11 protein-coding genes are annotated in these 16,053 nt (G+C 57.1%); 1 reads left to right on the forward strand and 10 read right to left on the reverse strand.

From position 1 onward, the window contains the following. Positions 1-5 precede the first annotated feature (5 nt). The gene (locus FDP08_RS06540; RefSeq protein WP_137435184.1) at positions 6-587 is read right to left on the reverse strand and encodes a YceI family protein; all 582 of its coding nucleotides are present in this window, start codon (positions 585-587) and stop codon (positions 6-8) included. A 59-nt stretch (positions 588-646) separates the two neighbouring features. Then, on the reverse strand, positions 647-1,201 hold the full coding sequence (locus FDP08_RS06545) for a cytochrome b (RefSeq protein ID WP_137435185.1): 555 nt from the start codon (positions 1,199-1,201) through the stop codon (positions 647-649). 578 nt (positions 1,202-1,779) lie between these two features. Between FDP08_RS06545 and FDP08_RS06550 the strand changes: the two genes are divergently transcribed. Beyond that, on the forward strand, positions 1,780-3,075 hold the full coding sequence (locus tag FDP08_RS06550) for an EAL domain-containing protein (RefSeq protein WP_137435186.1): 1,296 nt from the start codon (positions 1,780-1,782) through the stop codon (positions 3,073-3,075). Here the strand turns inward: FDP08_RS06550 and FDP08_RS06555 are convergent. The 8 genes from FDP08_RS06555 to FDP08_RS06590 form a co-directional block, all read right to left on the reverse strand. Beyond that, positions 3,062-4,837, reverse strand: a complete 1,776-nt coding sequence (locus FDP08_RS06555) for an SLC13 family permease (protein WP_137435187.1) — start codon at positions 4,835-4,837, stop codon at positions 3,062-3,064. The genes FDP08_RS06550 and FDP08_RS06555 overlap by 14 nt on opposite strands. Positions 4,838-4,941: 104 nt before the next feature. After that, positions 4,942-5,535 (reverse strand): DUF2931 family protein, encoded by a 594-nt coding sequence (locus FDP08_RS06560; RefSeq protein WP_137435188.1) that lies wholly within the window; start codon positions 5,533-5,535, stop codon positions 4,942-4,944. Continuing rightward, positions 5,532-7,583 carry a T6SS phospholipase effector Tle1-like catalytic domain-containing protein gene (locus FDP08_RS06565; protein WP_137435189.1) on the reverse strand — a complete coding sequence of 684 codons (2,052 nt, stop codon included), beginning with the start codon at positions 7,581-7,583 and terminating at the stop codon, positions 5,532-5,534. Before FDP08_RS06565 ends, FDP08_RS06560 begins: the two co-directional genes overlap by 4 nt. Positions 7,584-7,631: 48 nt before the next feature. Beyond that, positions 7,632-9,527, reverse strand: a complete 1,896-nt coding sequence (gene parE / locus FDP08_RS06570) for a DNA topoisomerase IV subunit B (RefSeq protein ID WP_137435190.1) — start codon at positions 9,525-9,527, stop codon at positions 7,632-7,634. Positions 9,528-9,641: 114 nt separating this feature from the next. Beyond that, complete coding sequence (locus tag FDP08_RS06575) at positions 9,642-10,130, reverse strand: protease complex subunit PrcB family protein (protein WP_137435191.1); 489 nt, start codon at positions 10,128-10,130, stop codon at positions 9,642-9,644. Further along, the gene (locus tag FDP08_RS06580) at positions 10,130-12,757 is read right to left on the reverse strand and encodes a S8 family serine peptidase (RefSeq protein WP_170978979.1); all 2,628 of its coding nucleotides are present in this window, start codon (positions 12,755-12,757) and stop codon (positions 10,130-10,132) included. Before FDP08_RS06580 ends, FDP08_RS06575 begins: the two co-directional genes overlap by 1 nt. A gap of 169 nt (positions 12,758-12,926) precedes the next feature. Further along, entirely contained in the window at positions 12,927-14,978 is a 2,052-nt protein-coding gene (locus FDP08_RS06585) for a TRAP transporter large permease subunit (RefSeq protein WP_137435193.1), read from the reverse strand. 14 nt (positions 14,979-14,992) lie between these two features. Continuing rightward, the gene (locus FDP08_RS06590; protein ID WP_137435194.1) at positions 14,993-16,003 is read right to left on the reverse strand and encodes a putative solute-binding protein; all 1,011 of its coding nucleotides are present in this window, start codon (positions 16,001-16,003) and stop codon (positions 14,993-14,995) included. Positions 16,004-16,053: the final 50 nt, after the last annotated feature.

Consider the following 16,053-nt stretch of genomic DNA (forward strand, 5'->3'; position numbering starts at 1 on the left):
GACGGTTACTGACGAATGCCTTCCACCGAAATGATCATTTCGACCGTTTCAGAGGCTTTGCCAAGATCCATGGGAATACCGAAGTCAGAAAGCTTGAATTCGGTTTCCGCCTCGAAACCCATGCGGTAGCCCCCCCAGGGATCCTCCCCGTGGCCCAACATTTCCACGTCGAGGGTAATCTCTTTTGTCACACCACGCAGAGTGAGGTCACCGATAATGTCGGCCTCACCTTCCTCGTCTACTTCTACCCTTTTGCTCTTGAACGTCGCTTCCGGGTATTCGCCGACATGCAGGAAATCATCGGAACGCAGGTGCTTGTCCCGCTCACCATGATTTGAATCTACGCTGGATGTATCGACTGTTACCTGCACAGAGCTGTTTTCCGGATTTTCTTCGTCGTAAACAAACTGGCCGTTGAAGTCATTGAACCGACCATAAAGCCAGCTGTAACCCAGGTGGGAAATTTTGAAGGTAATAAACTGATGTGCGCCTTTGGTATCGAAGGCATAACTTCCGCTATGCTCCGATGCCTGGACGCCACCAGCCATCGTGAGTGAAACAGCGGATGCAAGCAGCAGTTTTTTCATGTTCATCTCCTTTTTGAAACAGCCCGAAGGCGCGATTGTAAACAACAGTCAGTTCAATTTTAATGACGATCCATCCCCAGCATACGCAGCAAGGTGTCATCCCGGTCAATCACATGGTGTTTGATCGCCGCAAGGCCGTGCAGGCCGGCAAGCACAACCAGGACCCAGGTTACCCAGTAATGAACCAGGCCGGCTGTATCCTCCATGCCCTTGATCCGCCCAGTCACCGAAGGAACTTCAAACCAGCCGAATACACTGATGGAAGACCCATCCGCGGTGGAAATGAGGTAACCACTGATCATGGCCACGAAGATCACGACATAAAGGATCAGGTGTGCGCCATGGGCTGCCAGCACCTCGAAGCGGCTGTGATTGGGTGGCGGATCCGGTAACGGGCTAATGAAACGCCAGGCGAGCCTAAGCACCATGACCATAAACAAGAGAATACCGATGCTCCGGTGGATGTCAGGGGCTGTCCGATACCAGTCGTCATAATAAGACAGGTCTACCATCCAGTAGCCAAGGCCGAAAAGGCCGAATACCGCGACGGCAACAAGCCAGTGAATGCCGATGGTGACAAAGCCAAACCTGCTGGCCGTGTTGCGTACCTGCATAACAATCTCCGTTTCAATGCCCTGACAGCGACCCATAACACTTTGAAGCAGTGTAGAAACAGGCACCTCTAAAACCAATCGAAATGTTTTGCATGCATAGGTCAGAAATTCTGACCAAGGGTTTTATCTGGCGATTAACACGTACTTTCCCTTATACCTTTGGTCTGATAGGGGTTTTACGGATTGTAGAAAGCCATGGCAAAGATAGACTTTACACATATATTCGATGCCCGATACGGATTACTCATTGAACGAGAGGAAGCGACATGGAAATTGAATTTGACGAGTCTGTTGCGGTTCCCAGCAACAACTGATTTCAGGCGGCTCTTGGCAGGCCGCCCCAACCTTTCACACACTTCCCCTTCAGCGATTTTCTGTGTGCTGTTACCCGACGTTGCCTGTTTTTACATGAAATAGTGGCAATAATCTGTTGGTTTTGGCACTCTTCTGTCTGGAATGATAATCCTGTGCATCTTGACTGAATTTTCACCAAAATCAGCAGGGTGCGGCCGGGATTGACAGATCGGAAGGCCACCGGGCGTTTCCGATGTTTTCGTATCTCCGGACCCCGAAGGCCTATGTCGCGTACCCTCCCAGATGAGTTGACCGCAACGGAACTGGACGTGCTGTCGCCTATGCTTACCAGGGAGGGCGAATCATGGACGGCGGATTATCAGGGCCTGACACTGCGAACGGCGTTACAACCCATATTCAGCATTTCCCACAAACGCATTGTCGGTTACGAGGCACTGATCCGCGCCTTTGACCCGGACAATGCCGCGGTGCTCCCGCTGCACCTGTTCGAGCTGCCGTCGTCCGATGCCGAAAACCTCCTGCTCGACCGGCTTTGCCGCTATTTGCACATACGCAACTATTCCAACTTCCAGGATCAGCTTAACTGGTTGTTTCTGAACGTGTCTCCCCGTGTGGTGTCGGCCGGCAGCCGGGCTGATTCGTTTTTCGGTGAACTGCTGAAAAAAACCGGGCTGCCCCCTCACCGTATCGTGATGGAAATTGTTGAGCAGCCCACCGATGACGCTGAAAGGTTGCGGGAAACCGTTGCCTATTACCAGCAACTGGGCTGCCTGACCGCCATTGATGATTTTGGCGCCGGCCACTCCAATTTCGAGCGCATCTGGAACCTGTCACCGGATATCGTCAAGCTCGATCGAAAATTGCTGACCCGCGCCACCGATGACCGCAAGGCCAGACAGATACTCAATGGCATTGTCTCGCTACTTCACCAGTCCGGCTGCCTGGTCCTGCTGGAAGGTGTGGAAACCCACGAACAGGCCATGATCGCCATTGATGCCGGGGTGGATTTCGTACAGGGATTCTATTTCCGTAAGCCGAGCATCGCACTGGCAGAGATTCCCGGGGAACTAACCGATCTGGATGGGCTGCTGAGAGACTACAAGAGCAAGAACCGGGTAACGCAGGATCCGACCCAGCAACTGACTTCCTTTTTCGAAGGCTTCTTCCGCAATGCAGTGGACAGGCTCAGCCAGGGCATGGTGATGAGAGAAGCCTGCAACACCCTGCTGAATCATCCGGCAGTCTCCCGGTGTTACCTGGTCGATGACAGTGGCGTCCAGATCGACGACACCCTGGTATCAGATGCCATGGCCAGCAGCCTTGACCCCCGCTTTCGCCCCCTTGAGAGCACCACCAGTGCCGACTGGTATCGCCAGCAGTACCTGCGCCAGGCCATCGCCCAGCCGGGCTACCTGCAGGTGACAGCGCCCTATCTTTGCATTACCGGCGCCTACATGTGTGTCACCCTGTCCCTGGGCTATTATCACAACGGAAAACTGAGAGTCCTCTGCTGCGACATTCTCGCCAACCCACCCGAAACCAGCGTCAGGAAAGGTTGATCCCGTACACCAGGGAAATCACCCCGACCGTGACCAGCCCGATAAACAGGTTCATCGGCAGGCCAACCTTCACGAAATCCATGAACCGGTAACCGCCCGGGCCGAAGACCATCATATTGGTCTGGTACCCCAGCGGTGTGGCAAAGCTCGCCGAAGCGGCCATCATTACCGCAATCACGTAAGGCTCGGAAGCGATACCCAATGAGGCAGTCATGGATAGCACAATCGGCAATACCAGCACCGCGGCGGCGTTATTGGTAATCACTTCAGTGAGAACCGATACCGAGAAATACACCAGCAAAACCGTCAGTAACGGGTGGCCACTGCTGACATCCAGTATTCCCGCCGCGACGAAGGCCGCCGCACCGGTTTCCTGCAGGGCCGCCCCGAGCGCAAAAGAAGCGGCGATGGTGAGCATGACGGGCACATCCACAGCCTTCTGAGCCTGACCGACCGAACAGCAGCCGCTGAGAACCATCAGCGCAGCCCCCATCAGCGCCGCGTTGAGCATACTCAACACACCGAAGGCTGCAGCCCCCACAAGTACCAGCAGAATTCCCCAGGACAGATACGCGCGGTCGTGACGAGGCGTTTCCGTTTCCAGGTCATTGATCAGCAGGAAGTCCTTGGCGTATCGCTGACGGCTGACGAACGCCGGGCGGGCTTCAAGCAGCAAAACATCCCCGGTTTTCAGGCGAATATTACCCAGGTTACCAGACACCCGCTCGCCACCCCGTGCGACCGCCAGCACCACGGCACCGTATCGATCCCGGAAACGGGCGTCCCGGATGGTCAGACCAAGTACTTCAGACTGTGGTGATAGCGCAGCCTCCACCAGCCGCCGCTCTGCCCGGTCTTTGCTCAGACTGGGCTCATCATCATGGACGGAGGGCACGATGCCGTTAATCCGCAGGAGGTCGGAAATGGCCTGGGTATCGCCGGCAAACACCAACCGGTCACCACCCCGCAGGCGTTCTTCCGAGGGCACAGCGGTTACCACACTGCCATCCCGTTCGATCTCAACCAGGTAGAGGCGTTCCAGCTCGCGCAGACCAGCCTCGCCAACGCTCTTGCCGACCAATGGCCCGTCAAAAGCAACCGCAACCTCCAGGGTAAATTCCCGCATGGAGCCGAACTTCTGCTGGTCCTTGCGATCCGGCAACGCCCTGGGTAATACCAGCAGCATCACCGCCAGGCCAATCACCGCGACCGGCAACCCGACCGCGGTGATGGAGAAGATCGAGAAACCGTCTTCGCCAGTCAACTGCTGATACTGCCCGTTGACCACCAGGTTGGTGCTGGTACCAATCAGGGTCAGGGTGCCACCGAGGATGGCTGAGTAACTCAGGGGAATCATCAACTTCGATGGCGAGATGCCAATCTTCCGCGACCAGGCATGAACCGCCGGGATCATGGTGGCAACCACGGGCGTGTTATTAAGAAATCCACTCAGCAGCGCGACCGGAAATGCAATACGGGCCTGGGCCGAGCGCACGGTGCGGGGCGATCGCAACAGGTGATGCACCACCAGATCCACACCACCGGAGTGATGTATGCCGGCAGCCACTACAAACATGGCGACAACGGTGATCAGGCCTGTGTTACTGAACCCGGCAAGGGCCTGATCGGCAGTGACAATGCCGCTGGCACTCAGCACAACGAGCACGCCCAGCATGACGAGGTGCGGACCAAAACGCCCGAAACTCATCAACAGCAACGCCACCCCCGCGAGGCTTAAAGCAAACCAGCCCTGCCAGTCCATCTGGTGTTCCCTTGAATAAAAGGCGCAGGATACCGAGTTTGCCGAAGACTTAGAAAGAATAAAGAATACTTTTTAAAGCACCTAAAGATATATGGCTGGCACGCCTACCAGCCCTCGGTTGGCACACCGTGTTCTTCGAGGTAGTCGCCATGTTGTTCGAGGTAGTTTGCTGTTAGAGATGCAAAATCATCCGGATCCTCACTCACTTCCGTGGCTCGCATCCTCATCACCTCAATCTCGTTGCCGACCTGATTGAGAATCCATACAACTACCAAACCACCAGGAGCCAGTCCGATAGTCATGGTATTCCGTGGGCCGGTACGTACGTCGCCCTCCGTTTTGTAAGGCGCAAGCTCACGCATACGGTCCAAAAGGTCTTTGGGTACCTTGATTATTTTGGCGTAGTATTTTTGCTCAGCAAAGGAGAACCAGCGCATACCTATCAATTCCGGGAAAGGATCAGCCTTCCCACCCTTACCAGAAGGACCGTGAGGCCCAGCCCAACAGCAGCCGACCGTGCCTACTGGCTCGCGCCAACTACGTTCGCCAGGCGCCTCCAGCAACATGTCAACAACCCAAACTTCGTAGTGCCTGGGTGCGGCCACCGATACCCGCCAATAATCTCCCTCTTTTGCCAGTGACGTACAACCGCTTGCTAATAGAGCAATACAGAACACCCCAATCATCCTGAAGATCATTTATCCTCCTGCTGCGGGTAAACAAGACGCTCGCCGGAGGACACGGGTTTGTGGGGCCGCAAGAGGCGGAACAATCTGACTCTGGCAGGCAAACCAGCGATTAGCGTTTCGAAGCTGTTGTAATGGGCAGAGTAATGTATATAGCGCTGAAGAAGCATTTCTAAATCCTCGTTGGCAAGCGATGGAGAGTCATTTCCGGCGAGGACCTGCTCAAGCAATCGACCGTGAATATCGGCCAGTTCCGTAGGCAATTCCAAATCAGGCCGATCAGGAATTTCCCTTAATGGCAAACCTGCTTCTACTGCCAATCGGTGCATTAATCTCAAGGCCACCCTCGAGTATTCTCCTCTCACTTGCCTTACCATTCGCAAAGCAAGGTCCACCTGCCCATCCGGTGCTGGATGCGCCTCACGATCTGTAAAAATCTCAAGAACGGATTTACCCTCGGGCCCTAGGTCCGAAGGGCGTGCATACAACTCCTCAGACTGTCGAACTGGCAGGCTGTACTGTCCGATCCATCCTTCTGCAGCCACTTCCTTGCGAAGCAGTTCCAGGTTATCCCATTGCATGGTTTGCTCAGGTCGGGACAACCGGGTCCGACTTACCGGGAGCATGGGACTGACCAGTACCTCTTCCCTTTGGTTGTCGCTGTATCCACCGCCAATATCGGAATGAGCACCGGGAAGTGCAATCTCCCGGAAATTGTCGGGCAAGTTCCCCTGCTGGTCGCGTAAGCTATTCAACGCAAAGTTCTTACGACGCTCGTGCATTGCAGTCAGATGCACCGCCTGACCAATGTCATCAGGGTCAAGATAGAGTTTCACAGGGCTATTTTTTTCATTGTGAGCAAAAAGGTCACCAGAGGGCCAGTTAGCGATTCCTGCAACACAGTCGAAGAGCGCAACAAACCGGATACGTACTTCATCCGGCCAGGAAATCCTATTCTTCTCGAAGGCTTTCGCCAATTCTCCAGAACGACCAAGCCTAATTTCGTTGGCAGCATGACGCGCGGCGGCGGCACCTCGACTGAAGCCAAACAGGTCAATTGTCATTCGATCAACCGACCTGCCCCGAGCATCCATCAGCACCTGCTGTGATAATTCCGAGAAGGCCCTTTCAACTTGCCTGATAACACCAGAATTTCCGAGTCCAGTAGCAGCCCCATAAACATTGTCGTCGCTCCCCGTTTTTGACCCTACGCCTGGTTCATAGACAGCATAGCGATATTTGGTGATGCCATCCGACACCACATTGTCGCTGGTGTATAAGTCTCTGAGTTTCGCAACATTACTGGGTTCATTTGTGTAGCTTGCCCCGGACATCAGCCCTATTCGACGCTCGCACTCGTCCTGATTAATCTCTTCGTTCTCAAAAGGGGCCAGACACTCTTTCTCCAACTGCTCCGCAAAAACCCGGGTGTTCGTCGCATTGTTCAAAGTCCCATCTGTAAAAATCCCCACCTCTAGATGTATACCGTGCTGTTCGTCCGAGTTTTTACTGGTACTGGAAGTAGCAGGAAGCGGCATCACAGAGGCGGCGCTCCCCAGAGGTAGTGTCGGCGTGCTTCCAGATGACGACTGTCTCTGGCGGTTTTCGGCGTGATGCCGGATTTGCATGTCGATGCCGAATGTCCGACTCCGGAATCCACCAATTCCCGCGGGATTGCTGCCACGCAACTGCTCCGGGGTAACCGCCCATTCGTTCAGCTTTGCCACGTCGTTTTCGAGGAATGCGCCAACAATCAGCGTGTTCACTTTCCACTGGCCACCGCCAGGAAAGTGTTCGCCGGGCTGCCAGGAAACCACCGGGGACACTGGAAAGCCGTCCACGGGGCCATGGACCAGCAACAGCTCACCGTTGCGAACCTGGTCCTGGAGGGTATCGGAATAGCCATTGCGCCCATAAGGCTTGCGCGGAAGGTCCTGCGGTAGCTGCAATGCGGAAAACGGGTCGGCCAGCAGGTGCTGAACCTTACTGGCGGCCAGAAACGGGCTTTCAATACGAGGGAGATCATACGCGGTCAAATCCCTTGACCGAACAAGTTTCATCGTCACCACTCCTTGCTGACGTTGTTGTTTAAGCTGTTGCGGACACCATCACACTTCGATGTCTGCCATATTGCCGTAGGTTTCCAGCCAGACCCGGCGATCGGAGGCGCGCTTTTTGCCCAGCAGCATATCCATACGGGCGTCGGTGTCGTCACCATCGGCAATGGTGAGCATCACCAGCCGGCGGGTATCCGGGGCCATGGTGGTCTCACGAAGCTGGAGCGGGTTCATCTCGCCCAGGCCCTTGAAGCGGGTGACCGAGATTTTGCCACGGCGGTTTTCCGCTGCCAGGCGGTCGAGGATGCCCTGCTTTTCATGCTCATCCAGGGCATAGAAGGTTTCCTTGCCCAGGTCCACCCGGTACAGGGGCGGCATGGCAACGAACACATGGCCAGCAGCGACCAATGGACGGAAATGTTTGACGAACAGAGCACAGAGCAAAGTGGCGATATGCAGCCCATCGGAGTCGGCATCGGCGAGGATGCAGATCTTGTTGTAGCGCAGGCCGTCTATCTTGTCGGAACTGGGGTCTACCCCGATGGCAACGGCAATATCGTGGACTTCCTGGGATGCGAGGATCTCCCCGGAGTCCACTTCCCAGGTGTTGAGGATCTTGCCCCGCAGTGGCATCACGGCCTGGAACTCCCGGTCGCGGGCCTGCTTGGCAGAGCCGCCGGCGGAGTCACCTTCCACCAGGAAGAGTTCGGAGCGGTTGCTGTCGCTGCCGGAGCAGTCTGCCAACTTACCGGGCAGTGCCGGGCCAGACGTGACCCTTTTCCGGGCGACTTTCTTGCTGGCACGAAGACGGCGCTGGGCGTTGCTGATAAACAGCTCTGCCAGCATTTCGGCAACGTCGGTGTGCTGATTGAGCCACAGGCTGAAGGCATCCTTGACCACGCCGGAGATGAATGCGGCCGCTTCCCGGGACGACAGGCGCTCCTTGGTCTGGCCGGAGAACTGGGGCTCCTGCATCTTGAAGGACAGCACGTAGGCACAGCGCTCCCAGATATCTTCCGGAGACAGCTTCACGCCCCGGGGCAGCAGACTGCGGAACTCGCAGAATTCCCGCATGGCTTCCAGCAGGCCGGTGCGCAAGCCATTAACGTGGGTGCCGCCCTGGGCAGTGGGGATCAGGTTGACGTAGCTTTCCATCACCGCTTCGCCACCTTCCGGCAGCCACTGGATGGCCCAGTCGACAGCTTCCTTGTTACCGGAGAAGCTGCCGGTGAAAGGCTCCAGAGGTACCGCTTCGATGTCAGCCAGTTCGGTACGCAGGTAATCCCGCAGCCCGCCCTCATAGCACCACTCGTCCTTGTCGCCAGTCTGCTCCTGCAGGAAGGTGATGTGCAGGCCTGGGCAGAGCACGGCCTTGGCACGGAGGTTATGGCGCAGACGACTGACGGAAAATTTCGGGCTGTCGAAATAGCTGGGGTCAGGCGTGAACTTCAGCCGGGTGCCGGTATTACGCTTGCCAACGGTGTCCACTACCTCAAGGTCGGTTTGCTTGTGGCCATTGGCGAACGTCATCCGGTGCAATTGCCCGTCGCGTTTGATCAGTACCTCAAGGGTCGTCGACAGGGCGTTGACCACCGACACACCCACCCCGTGCAAACCGCCGGAGAAGTTGTAGTTGCCCTGGGTGAACTTGCCGCCAGCGTGAAGGCGGGTAAGAATCAGTTCCACACCGGGCACGCCATGCTCTTTGTGCATGTCCACCGGCATACCGCGGCCGTCATCTTCGACACTGAGCGAGCCGTCGCTGTGGAGGATCACGTCAATCCGGCGGGCGTGGCCTGCCAGAGCTTCGTCAACGCTGTTATCAATGACTTCCTGGGCCAGATGATTGGGGCGACTGGTGTCGGTGTACATGCCCGGGCGCTTGCGTACCGGGTCCAGACCACTAAGAACTTCAATGGCGTCGGCGTTGTACTGTTTCTGGCTCATGGGAAGGAAATGACTCCACGGGTTTGTAATTAAGCTGGGCCATAGCTTAGGGATTCACGGGGAAAGATCAACGGTTGATTTGTGCGGGTGAGGACCAGCGCAGCTGCCGGGCTGCTATCGCGGGCGTGTGATGGTATCCATGCCCATGCCGGACACCCTGAGCTGCTTCCAGTCTTCGGGGGTGATGGCAATAATGGCGCAGGGCGTGGTCAGCGCCTGGGTGACCATGGCATCCAATGCCGGCTTCCGGACATTTAGGGTCAGCTCCAGCACATTGTCAGCGATCTCAGCAGACTCCAGGGTCAGACCATAGCCGCCGGTGGGCTTCTGCCCCAGCCCCACAAGCACCAGGTGTTCCTGCTCCAGATCAAGACCCCGGAGCTTTTTCATCGCAAGGTTGCCGGATGGCAGACGCCCGAGCTTGTCCAGCTCACTGGCATTGCTGATATAGACCAGCCCCGGTGCCGTCAGGCCGCAATGGTCGGACTCCGTCACCTGCCGTGCCAGCGGTGCACCACTGGCAGTTGCCGAGCGATTAACCGCGCATCCTGCCACCAGTGTGATGGCGAGGGTCAGGGCTGTCATATGTAGGAAACGCATCATCAACGGTCGTTCTCCAGGCTGCGAATTGGCACGTCATCCTGCTCTTTCTCACCGTCGGACTTCAGGCGATAGCCTTCGAACCCGACCCGTGGCAGGCCCATGGCAGCAATCGTAGGCCGGCGGAAACTGGTGCTTAACCTTACCCCGCTCAGCGGCTGGTCGCCAATGACGATTTTCTCAGGCAGGCCATTGACCGGATATTCGGCGCAGGCTTCACCGTTCTCGCAGATCAGGCCATTGTTGTCGATGTCGGTGCCAGCCACCAGGAAATACTCCCCCGGCTCGACCTGGTCAAAGGCGAAACGATACTGGCCGCCACTTGCGGATGCCACTACTTGCTCGATGGTATCTCGGTTGTCATCGGCACTGACCAGGAGCACATAATGTCTGCCTGCGTCCCGCTCGTCTGCCGAAGTACCCAGCCGCAGGGAAACCGGGACCGTCAGTGTCGTGGGGGTGCCCGTCTCCGGGTTGTAGGCAATGATCAGATCTGTGGTGTAGCGTTTATTGTCTTCAAGCCCCGATGGATCCACCGACACAGCGAGCGGTTGTGTCGGGTCGGCGGAGATAGCTCCCAACTGCAGCCAGTCCGCGCCAGGTATTACATCCGTGATTTCGACAGTTTTGTCTTCTGGATAAACTGAATACTCAAGCTGCGCACTCAGAATGGCCGAATTGAACTGCAGCGCCGACGGAGATGCCCCAAGTGTGATGGGGAAGTTTCCGTCCAACGCGGCGTCCATGGCCGCGAGGGCGTTAATCAGGCCGGCACCGTATTCAAAAGCAGGGCCAACCTCTTCCGTCAGAGCACCATTTATTAACAGGCTGCGGAACTCCCCCGGTGTAATTATGGACTCCCCCTTCATCAGGGCATAGACGCCTGCCACGTGAGGCGCCGCCATGGAGGTTCCCTGAAGGCCGGCATAACTCGGCTCGAAGGAGCCACTGTCATCCCTGCCCCAGGTGCTGATAATCACATCAGCCGTACCATCCTGATTGGCGTCCCGGCTCGCATCGCCTCCTGGCGCTACTACGTCCACGGATTCACCCACATTGGAGTAAGAGGCACGTTTACCACCCCCATCCACGGCCCCGACTCCGATCACGTTGGGGTAAGCAGCCGGATACGTTGGCTCGTCAGTGCCCTGATTACCGGCAGCAGCCACAATCAGCTGGCCATCGCCGCCAGCCCAGGCTGCATCAATAGCGCTTTTGAGTGCATTACTGGGCCCGAGACCACCAAGACTGAGGTTGATCACGTCGATCTCGCTTCGACCTGCTGCCCAGTTCACTGCAGCAATCAGGTCCGCGGAAGAGCCTACACCGTCACGACCAAGAACCCGCACCGGGTAAATACTGGCTCCAGACGCCATACCGACAATACCTTGGGCGTCATCCACTGCCGCAGCAACGCCGGCTACGTGGGTACCGTGGAAATTACTGCTTCTGGTCTTGCCGTCGCCGGGGTCGGCGGGATTGGTGTCTCGGCCTGGTTCCTGGTCAATATCCAGATCACCGGACACATAATCCATGATCTCACCGGAAATCAATTGGACATTCTTGTCCAGGTCCGGGTGCCAGGCGCCGCCGGTTGTCGGGGGCGATCGAAACACACCAGTATCAAACACTGCGATACCGATGCCCAACCCTACGTCCGGAGCCGCCTGCCAGGCCATCGCGGCCCTTGTCAGCGGCAAATTCCATTGCCGGTCATAAAGCGGATCGTCGTCTGGCGCAACCTGCTGCGAAGTGTAAAGATAATTAGGCTCGGCGGCAGCGACGCCGGGTTGCTCACGAAGCTCCCGTATCCAGTCCAGGGTATCCTCGCGAGCATCCTCCACCTGGCGGGTGCTCATGGTGGCGAGGTTTCGCGCGCTGTCCCTGCGCATCAACCAGGCGCCCCTACCCAGATCCCGCCGTTCAGACACCGCCATGGCTGCGGCCATAGTGCCGCTGCTGGGGTCTGACTCGAAACTCACGATGGCTTCATCCACCACGAAAGCAGGATCGGTATAGCGGGTGTTCATAACACTGGCGGAAGCCCGGTCCGCCAGTGTGAGAACGTAGCGGAACGGAATACCGCCGGTTGTGCTGACTTCTATCAGGTATGAGCCGGTCTCGAAGGTATTTTCGAGAGTAATCGTCAACGGCATCAGATCACTGGAAGTGGCTGGGGCAACCGCATCAACCAGCTCCCCATCCTGCTGCTTCAGAATACGCAGGGTTCGGTCTGGCAATGGCGCATTCTGATCCGGCGACAGGAACACCTGCACAGCTATCCGGTCGCCAGGCGACAGTTCCGTCGCGTACAGATCCACAGGATCGTTAAAAAAGTTGAACAATCCAGGGTTAGCAGTGCTGTAGGTGCCACTGTTAAAACTGAGGTAACCTCCCACCGTAGCCCCTGCAGGCAAGGCCTGGACCGATCCGGGCGCGCCATTGTCCACCGACTGGTCAAGGCGGATGTCATCGGCGGTGTCGGAATCCACCCGCGTTCCGCTTTCTATATCGATAACACCGGCCACATCAGGTGGATTTTCAGCGCCGCCACCGGACCCTCCGCCACCACAGCCCGATAACAGCAGCAAGGACATCAAACCAGCAGTGACAGGGACATTCCAGATCATAAAAGGCTCACAAGGCAACATCGTAGACACGCGAGAACAGCTCCCTCTGTTTTCCCACATGGTATCTGATTGACGCTGGTAACACCGGATACGTTGCAAACATTTCATCAGATGCAAAAAAACCGCCATCAGGTTACCCCGAAGGCGGTTTCTTTATAGTGACAATTGGTTACAGCGCGTAGAACAACAGTGGCACAAAGGCAGCGGTCAGCAGTGTCGGCCCCATCACCACCAGTGGCAGCAACAGGCGCTCATAGCGGTGCCAGAAGGATCCGGTACGCTCAGCTGCCAGCACCTCGGTTTCGCCAACCACCTGTCGTGTCAGTAGGTGGTTCAGTGCCACCGGCGGGCTCAGGTAACCCAGCTCGAAGGCCACCAGGCACACAATCCAGAAATGGAGCGGGTCGATACCCAGCTGGATCGCCGGCTGCGCAATGGTGGCAGACACCAAAATAACCGCACCAAACGGATCCATCACCATTCCGATAACGGTCAGCATCACTACGATCACCAGCATGGCAACCCACGGGCTGGTCAGGTTTTCCGGGAACAGCGCGTGAACAATGTCGGAGCGTTCCAGAATACCACCAAGGCAGATCGAGAAGCCGATCAGCGCCAGCAAGGCACCAATATGCACGGCGGAGTCACTGGCTGCAGCCGTGCTGCGCATCCAGAAAGCCCGGCCACGGGATTGCCCCTGTTCATCATGGTCCTTTCCGGAATCCAGATAGACCAGTGCCAGCATCACCAGCGGCAGAATCATCGGCGCGCTGTATTCATTGAATCCAAGCCCGAGGATCAGCCAGATGGCAACGATAACCACGGCAGCAACGGCTGCGTAGGGCGCCAGTGGCCGCAGCTCGGCAAGGGATTTCCTGAATGCTCCAGGCGCCGGGCGGGGTTTCCAGTTGCCCTGGGTTTTACAGACAACCACGGAAAACAGCGTTGCCGACATGAGGAACACCCAGAAGCCCCAGCCGTACATCTCGGAGGTGGTCACCTCCTTGTTCAGGGCCGCAACCACCACAATCAGTAGACAGGGGTTCAGAACCACACCCAGGCTGCCGGACATGGCGGTCGTGGCCAGTGACAGCTGGCGCCCTGCGCCGCTTTTGCGCATCTCGTCATAGACGACGCCACCGACGGCCAGGATAAAAATACCCGACGCGCCAGTGAAGGCGGTGGGAAACGCCGTGGCGAAGATCATCACCGAGGCCAGCATGGGCGCAGGCAGATGGTACGGCTTGATCACATTCAGCAGCAGTTCCGGAATCCGGGTCTGTTTGAGGGCCATACCCACCAGCACGTAGAGCCCGATGTTGATAAACATGGACGACAGGTTGGTCATCATGCCGAAGTAGATGGCCAGGCCAGAGGAGTACCCGTCAACAAACAAGAAGTAACTCATGGCAATCAGGCCCATGGCGCAATACAGGGGCAGAACCAGGCCCGAGGATGCTGCCAGCGTTCCCGCCCTCATTCGCGCCGGTACCGACAGGAAGCGCACCAGATTGATAACCATAAACAGGCCAAACACAGCAGCCCAGGCGTACTGCAGCACCATGGCGTCTTCCGAGCCAGGGGATGACGACAATCGGTCCACGTAGGATAACAGCGAATACACCATCAGCCCGTTTACCACGAACTGCATGCCCTGGCTCAGGCGCCACTCGGCGCGGTTGCGGGGCAGTCTCAGCGCAATGTGGTCGGCATCCAGCGCGGAGATGGCGGCAGCCATGGCGAACATGGCAATGAACAGGAACTTGGTCAGCTCAATGTTATCCAGCAGGAAATCGGCGAAGCCCTGCTCAACAGCTTTGAACACCGCCAGCGCGTCGGTGGCGTGTTTCTGGTTCTCCTGGTACCGGAAATGTGCTTCCTGACAAAGCGCCAGATTCTTTTCCAGGGATTTGCGGATCGCATCGGGGTCCGGTGGCGAACTGAACAGGTCATCCGGGTCCGGCTCATAGGCCTCAACCCGTTTTTCAACCTCTGCATCGACATCCATGGCCAGCCTGCATGTCGGCTCCGTGGCATCCGGGTCCAGCAGGTAATAGTTCGGCCAGGTCTGCTCACCCACCCACAGCATGCGCGAGTGGAGCGAGTTGCCCATGCCCAGAAGAAGCGTGAAGATAAGGAGCAGCAGGAGAATAACCCCATGCAACCGATGCACGGGGTACAAGGTTTTCGAGCCTGCGGCTGATAATGCTCGCCAGTTCATGGAGGATCAGCCCTTTATTCGCGGTCGGACGCTGTGCACTCGGAAGCACCGGGATTGCTGGAGCAACGGATCTTGCTCAGCAGGCTCATCATCTTTGGGTGATAGACCTCGTCGGCGCCGTCTGTGCCATCCCGCAACTGCAGGCGGTTCTCACGGAACATTTCCTGGTAGCCTTCGATGTCCTTCTCGGGGATGCGCACCCACTGCTTCTCGGGAATGGCGGATTCCTGGCGCTCGACCAGGTCCATGGCCTGGCCATACATACCCCAAGCAACCTCGCGGGATTTCTGGGCAGTTTCATCGTCAAAGACCCCGTCCCGCGCAATGATCTGGATCGTCAGTTGCGCCAGCGGGTAGTCGACAATACCGCCCTCGTCCCCAATGCCCTTGTAGAGTTCCAGGGCCTCGTAGGCGAATGCCGGTGCGTAAGCCGTATCCACCGACCCATTGTTGAACTTGCCGGCAAAGTTGGTGATATCAGAAGGCACAACGGTGGCCTTCACGTGGTTCACCATGTGAATGGCGTCTTTCTGGTAGTCCAGTGTGGCCATGCGCTTGCCCGCCAGCTTACCGGCAGTATTGATACTCCGGTCGTTGACGAACAGGTAGCCGGCACCGGCGGGCACAATTCCCAGCACTTCGTAATCCCCGTCTTTCATCAGGGGAGCCGCCTTGGGCTGGGCCAGGGTTGCCAGGGTTGTCTTCAGGTCGCCATAGGTCGGAAGGGCACCGACCGCGCTGATGCTGCCGGTAAACCGGTTGAACGGCCTGGTGCGAAGGTCTGTGGCGGCAACGGCATCACACTGCCCTGAGTTGAAATCACCAACGGCAACCCCCTCGTCAGTGTAGGGGCGCAATTCAAAGTCGACACCATGGGCTTTCATTTCCAGCGCATAGTCTTTGACCATGTTGTACATGTCGCCATTGGCACCAATTACGTCAAAGACACACATTTTGACCGGCTCAGCCGTGGCAAACGGGGCAGCGATAACCAGTGACAGGGCAGTAAGGGATTTGCGGATCATAAATGACCTCCGGGTTTCTTGTGTTTGTTGGTGTTTGTCAGAGTGGTGGG

The organism is Marinobacter panjinensis (assembly GCF_005298175.1).
GTDB classification, from domain to species: domain Bacteria; phylum Pseudomonadota; class Gammaproteobacteria; order Pseudomonadales; family Oleiphilaceae; genus Marinobacter; species Marinobacter panjinensis.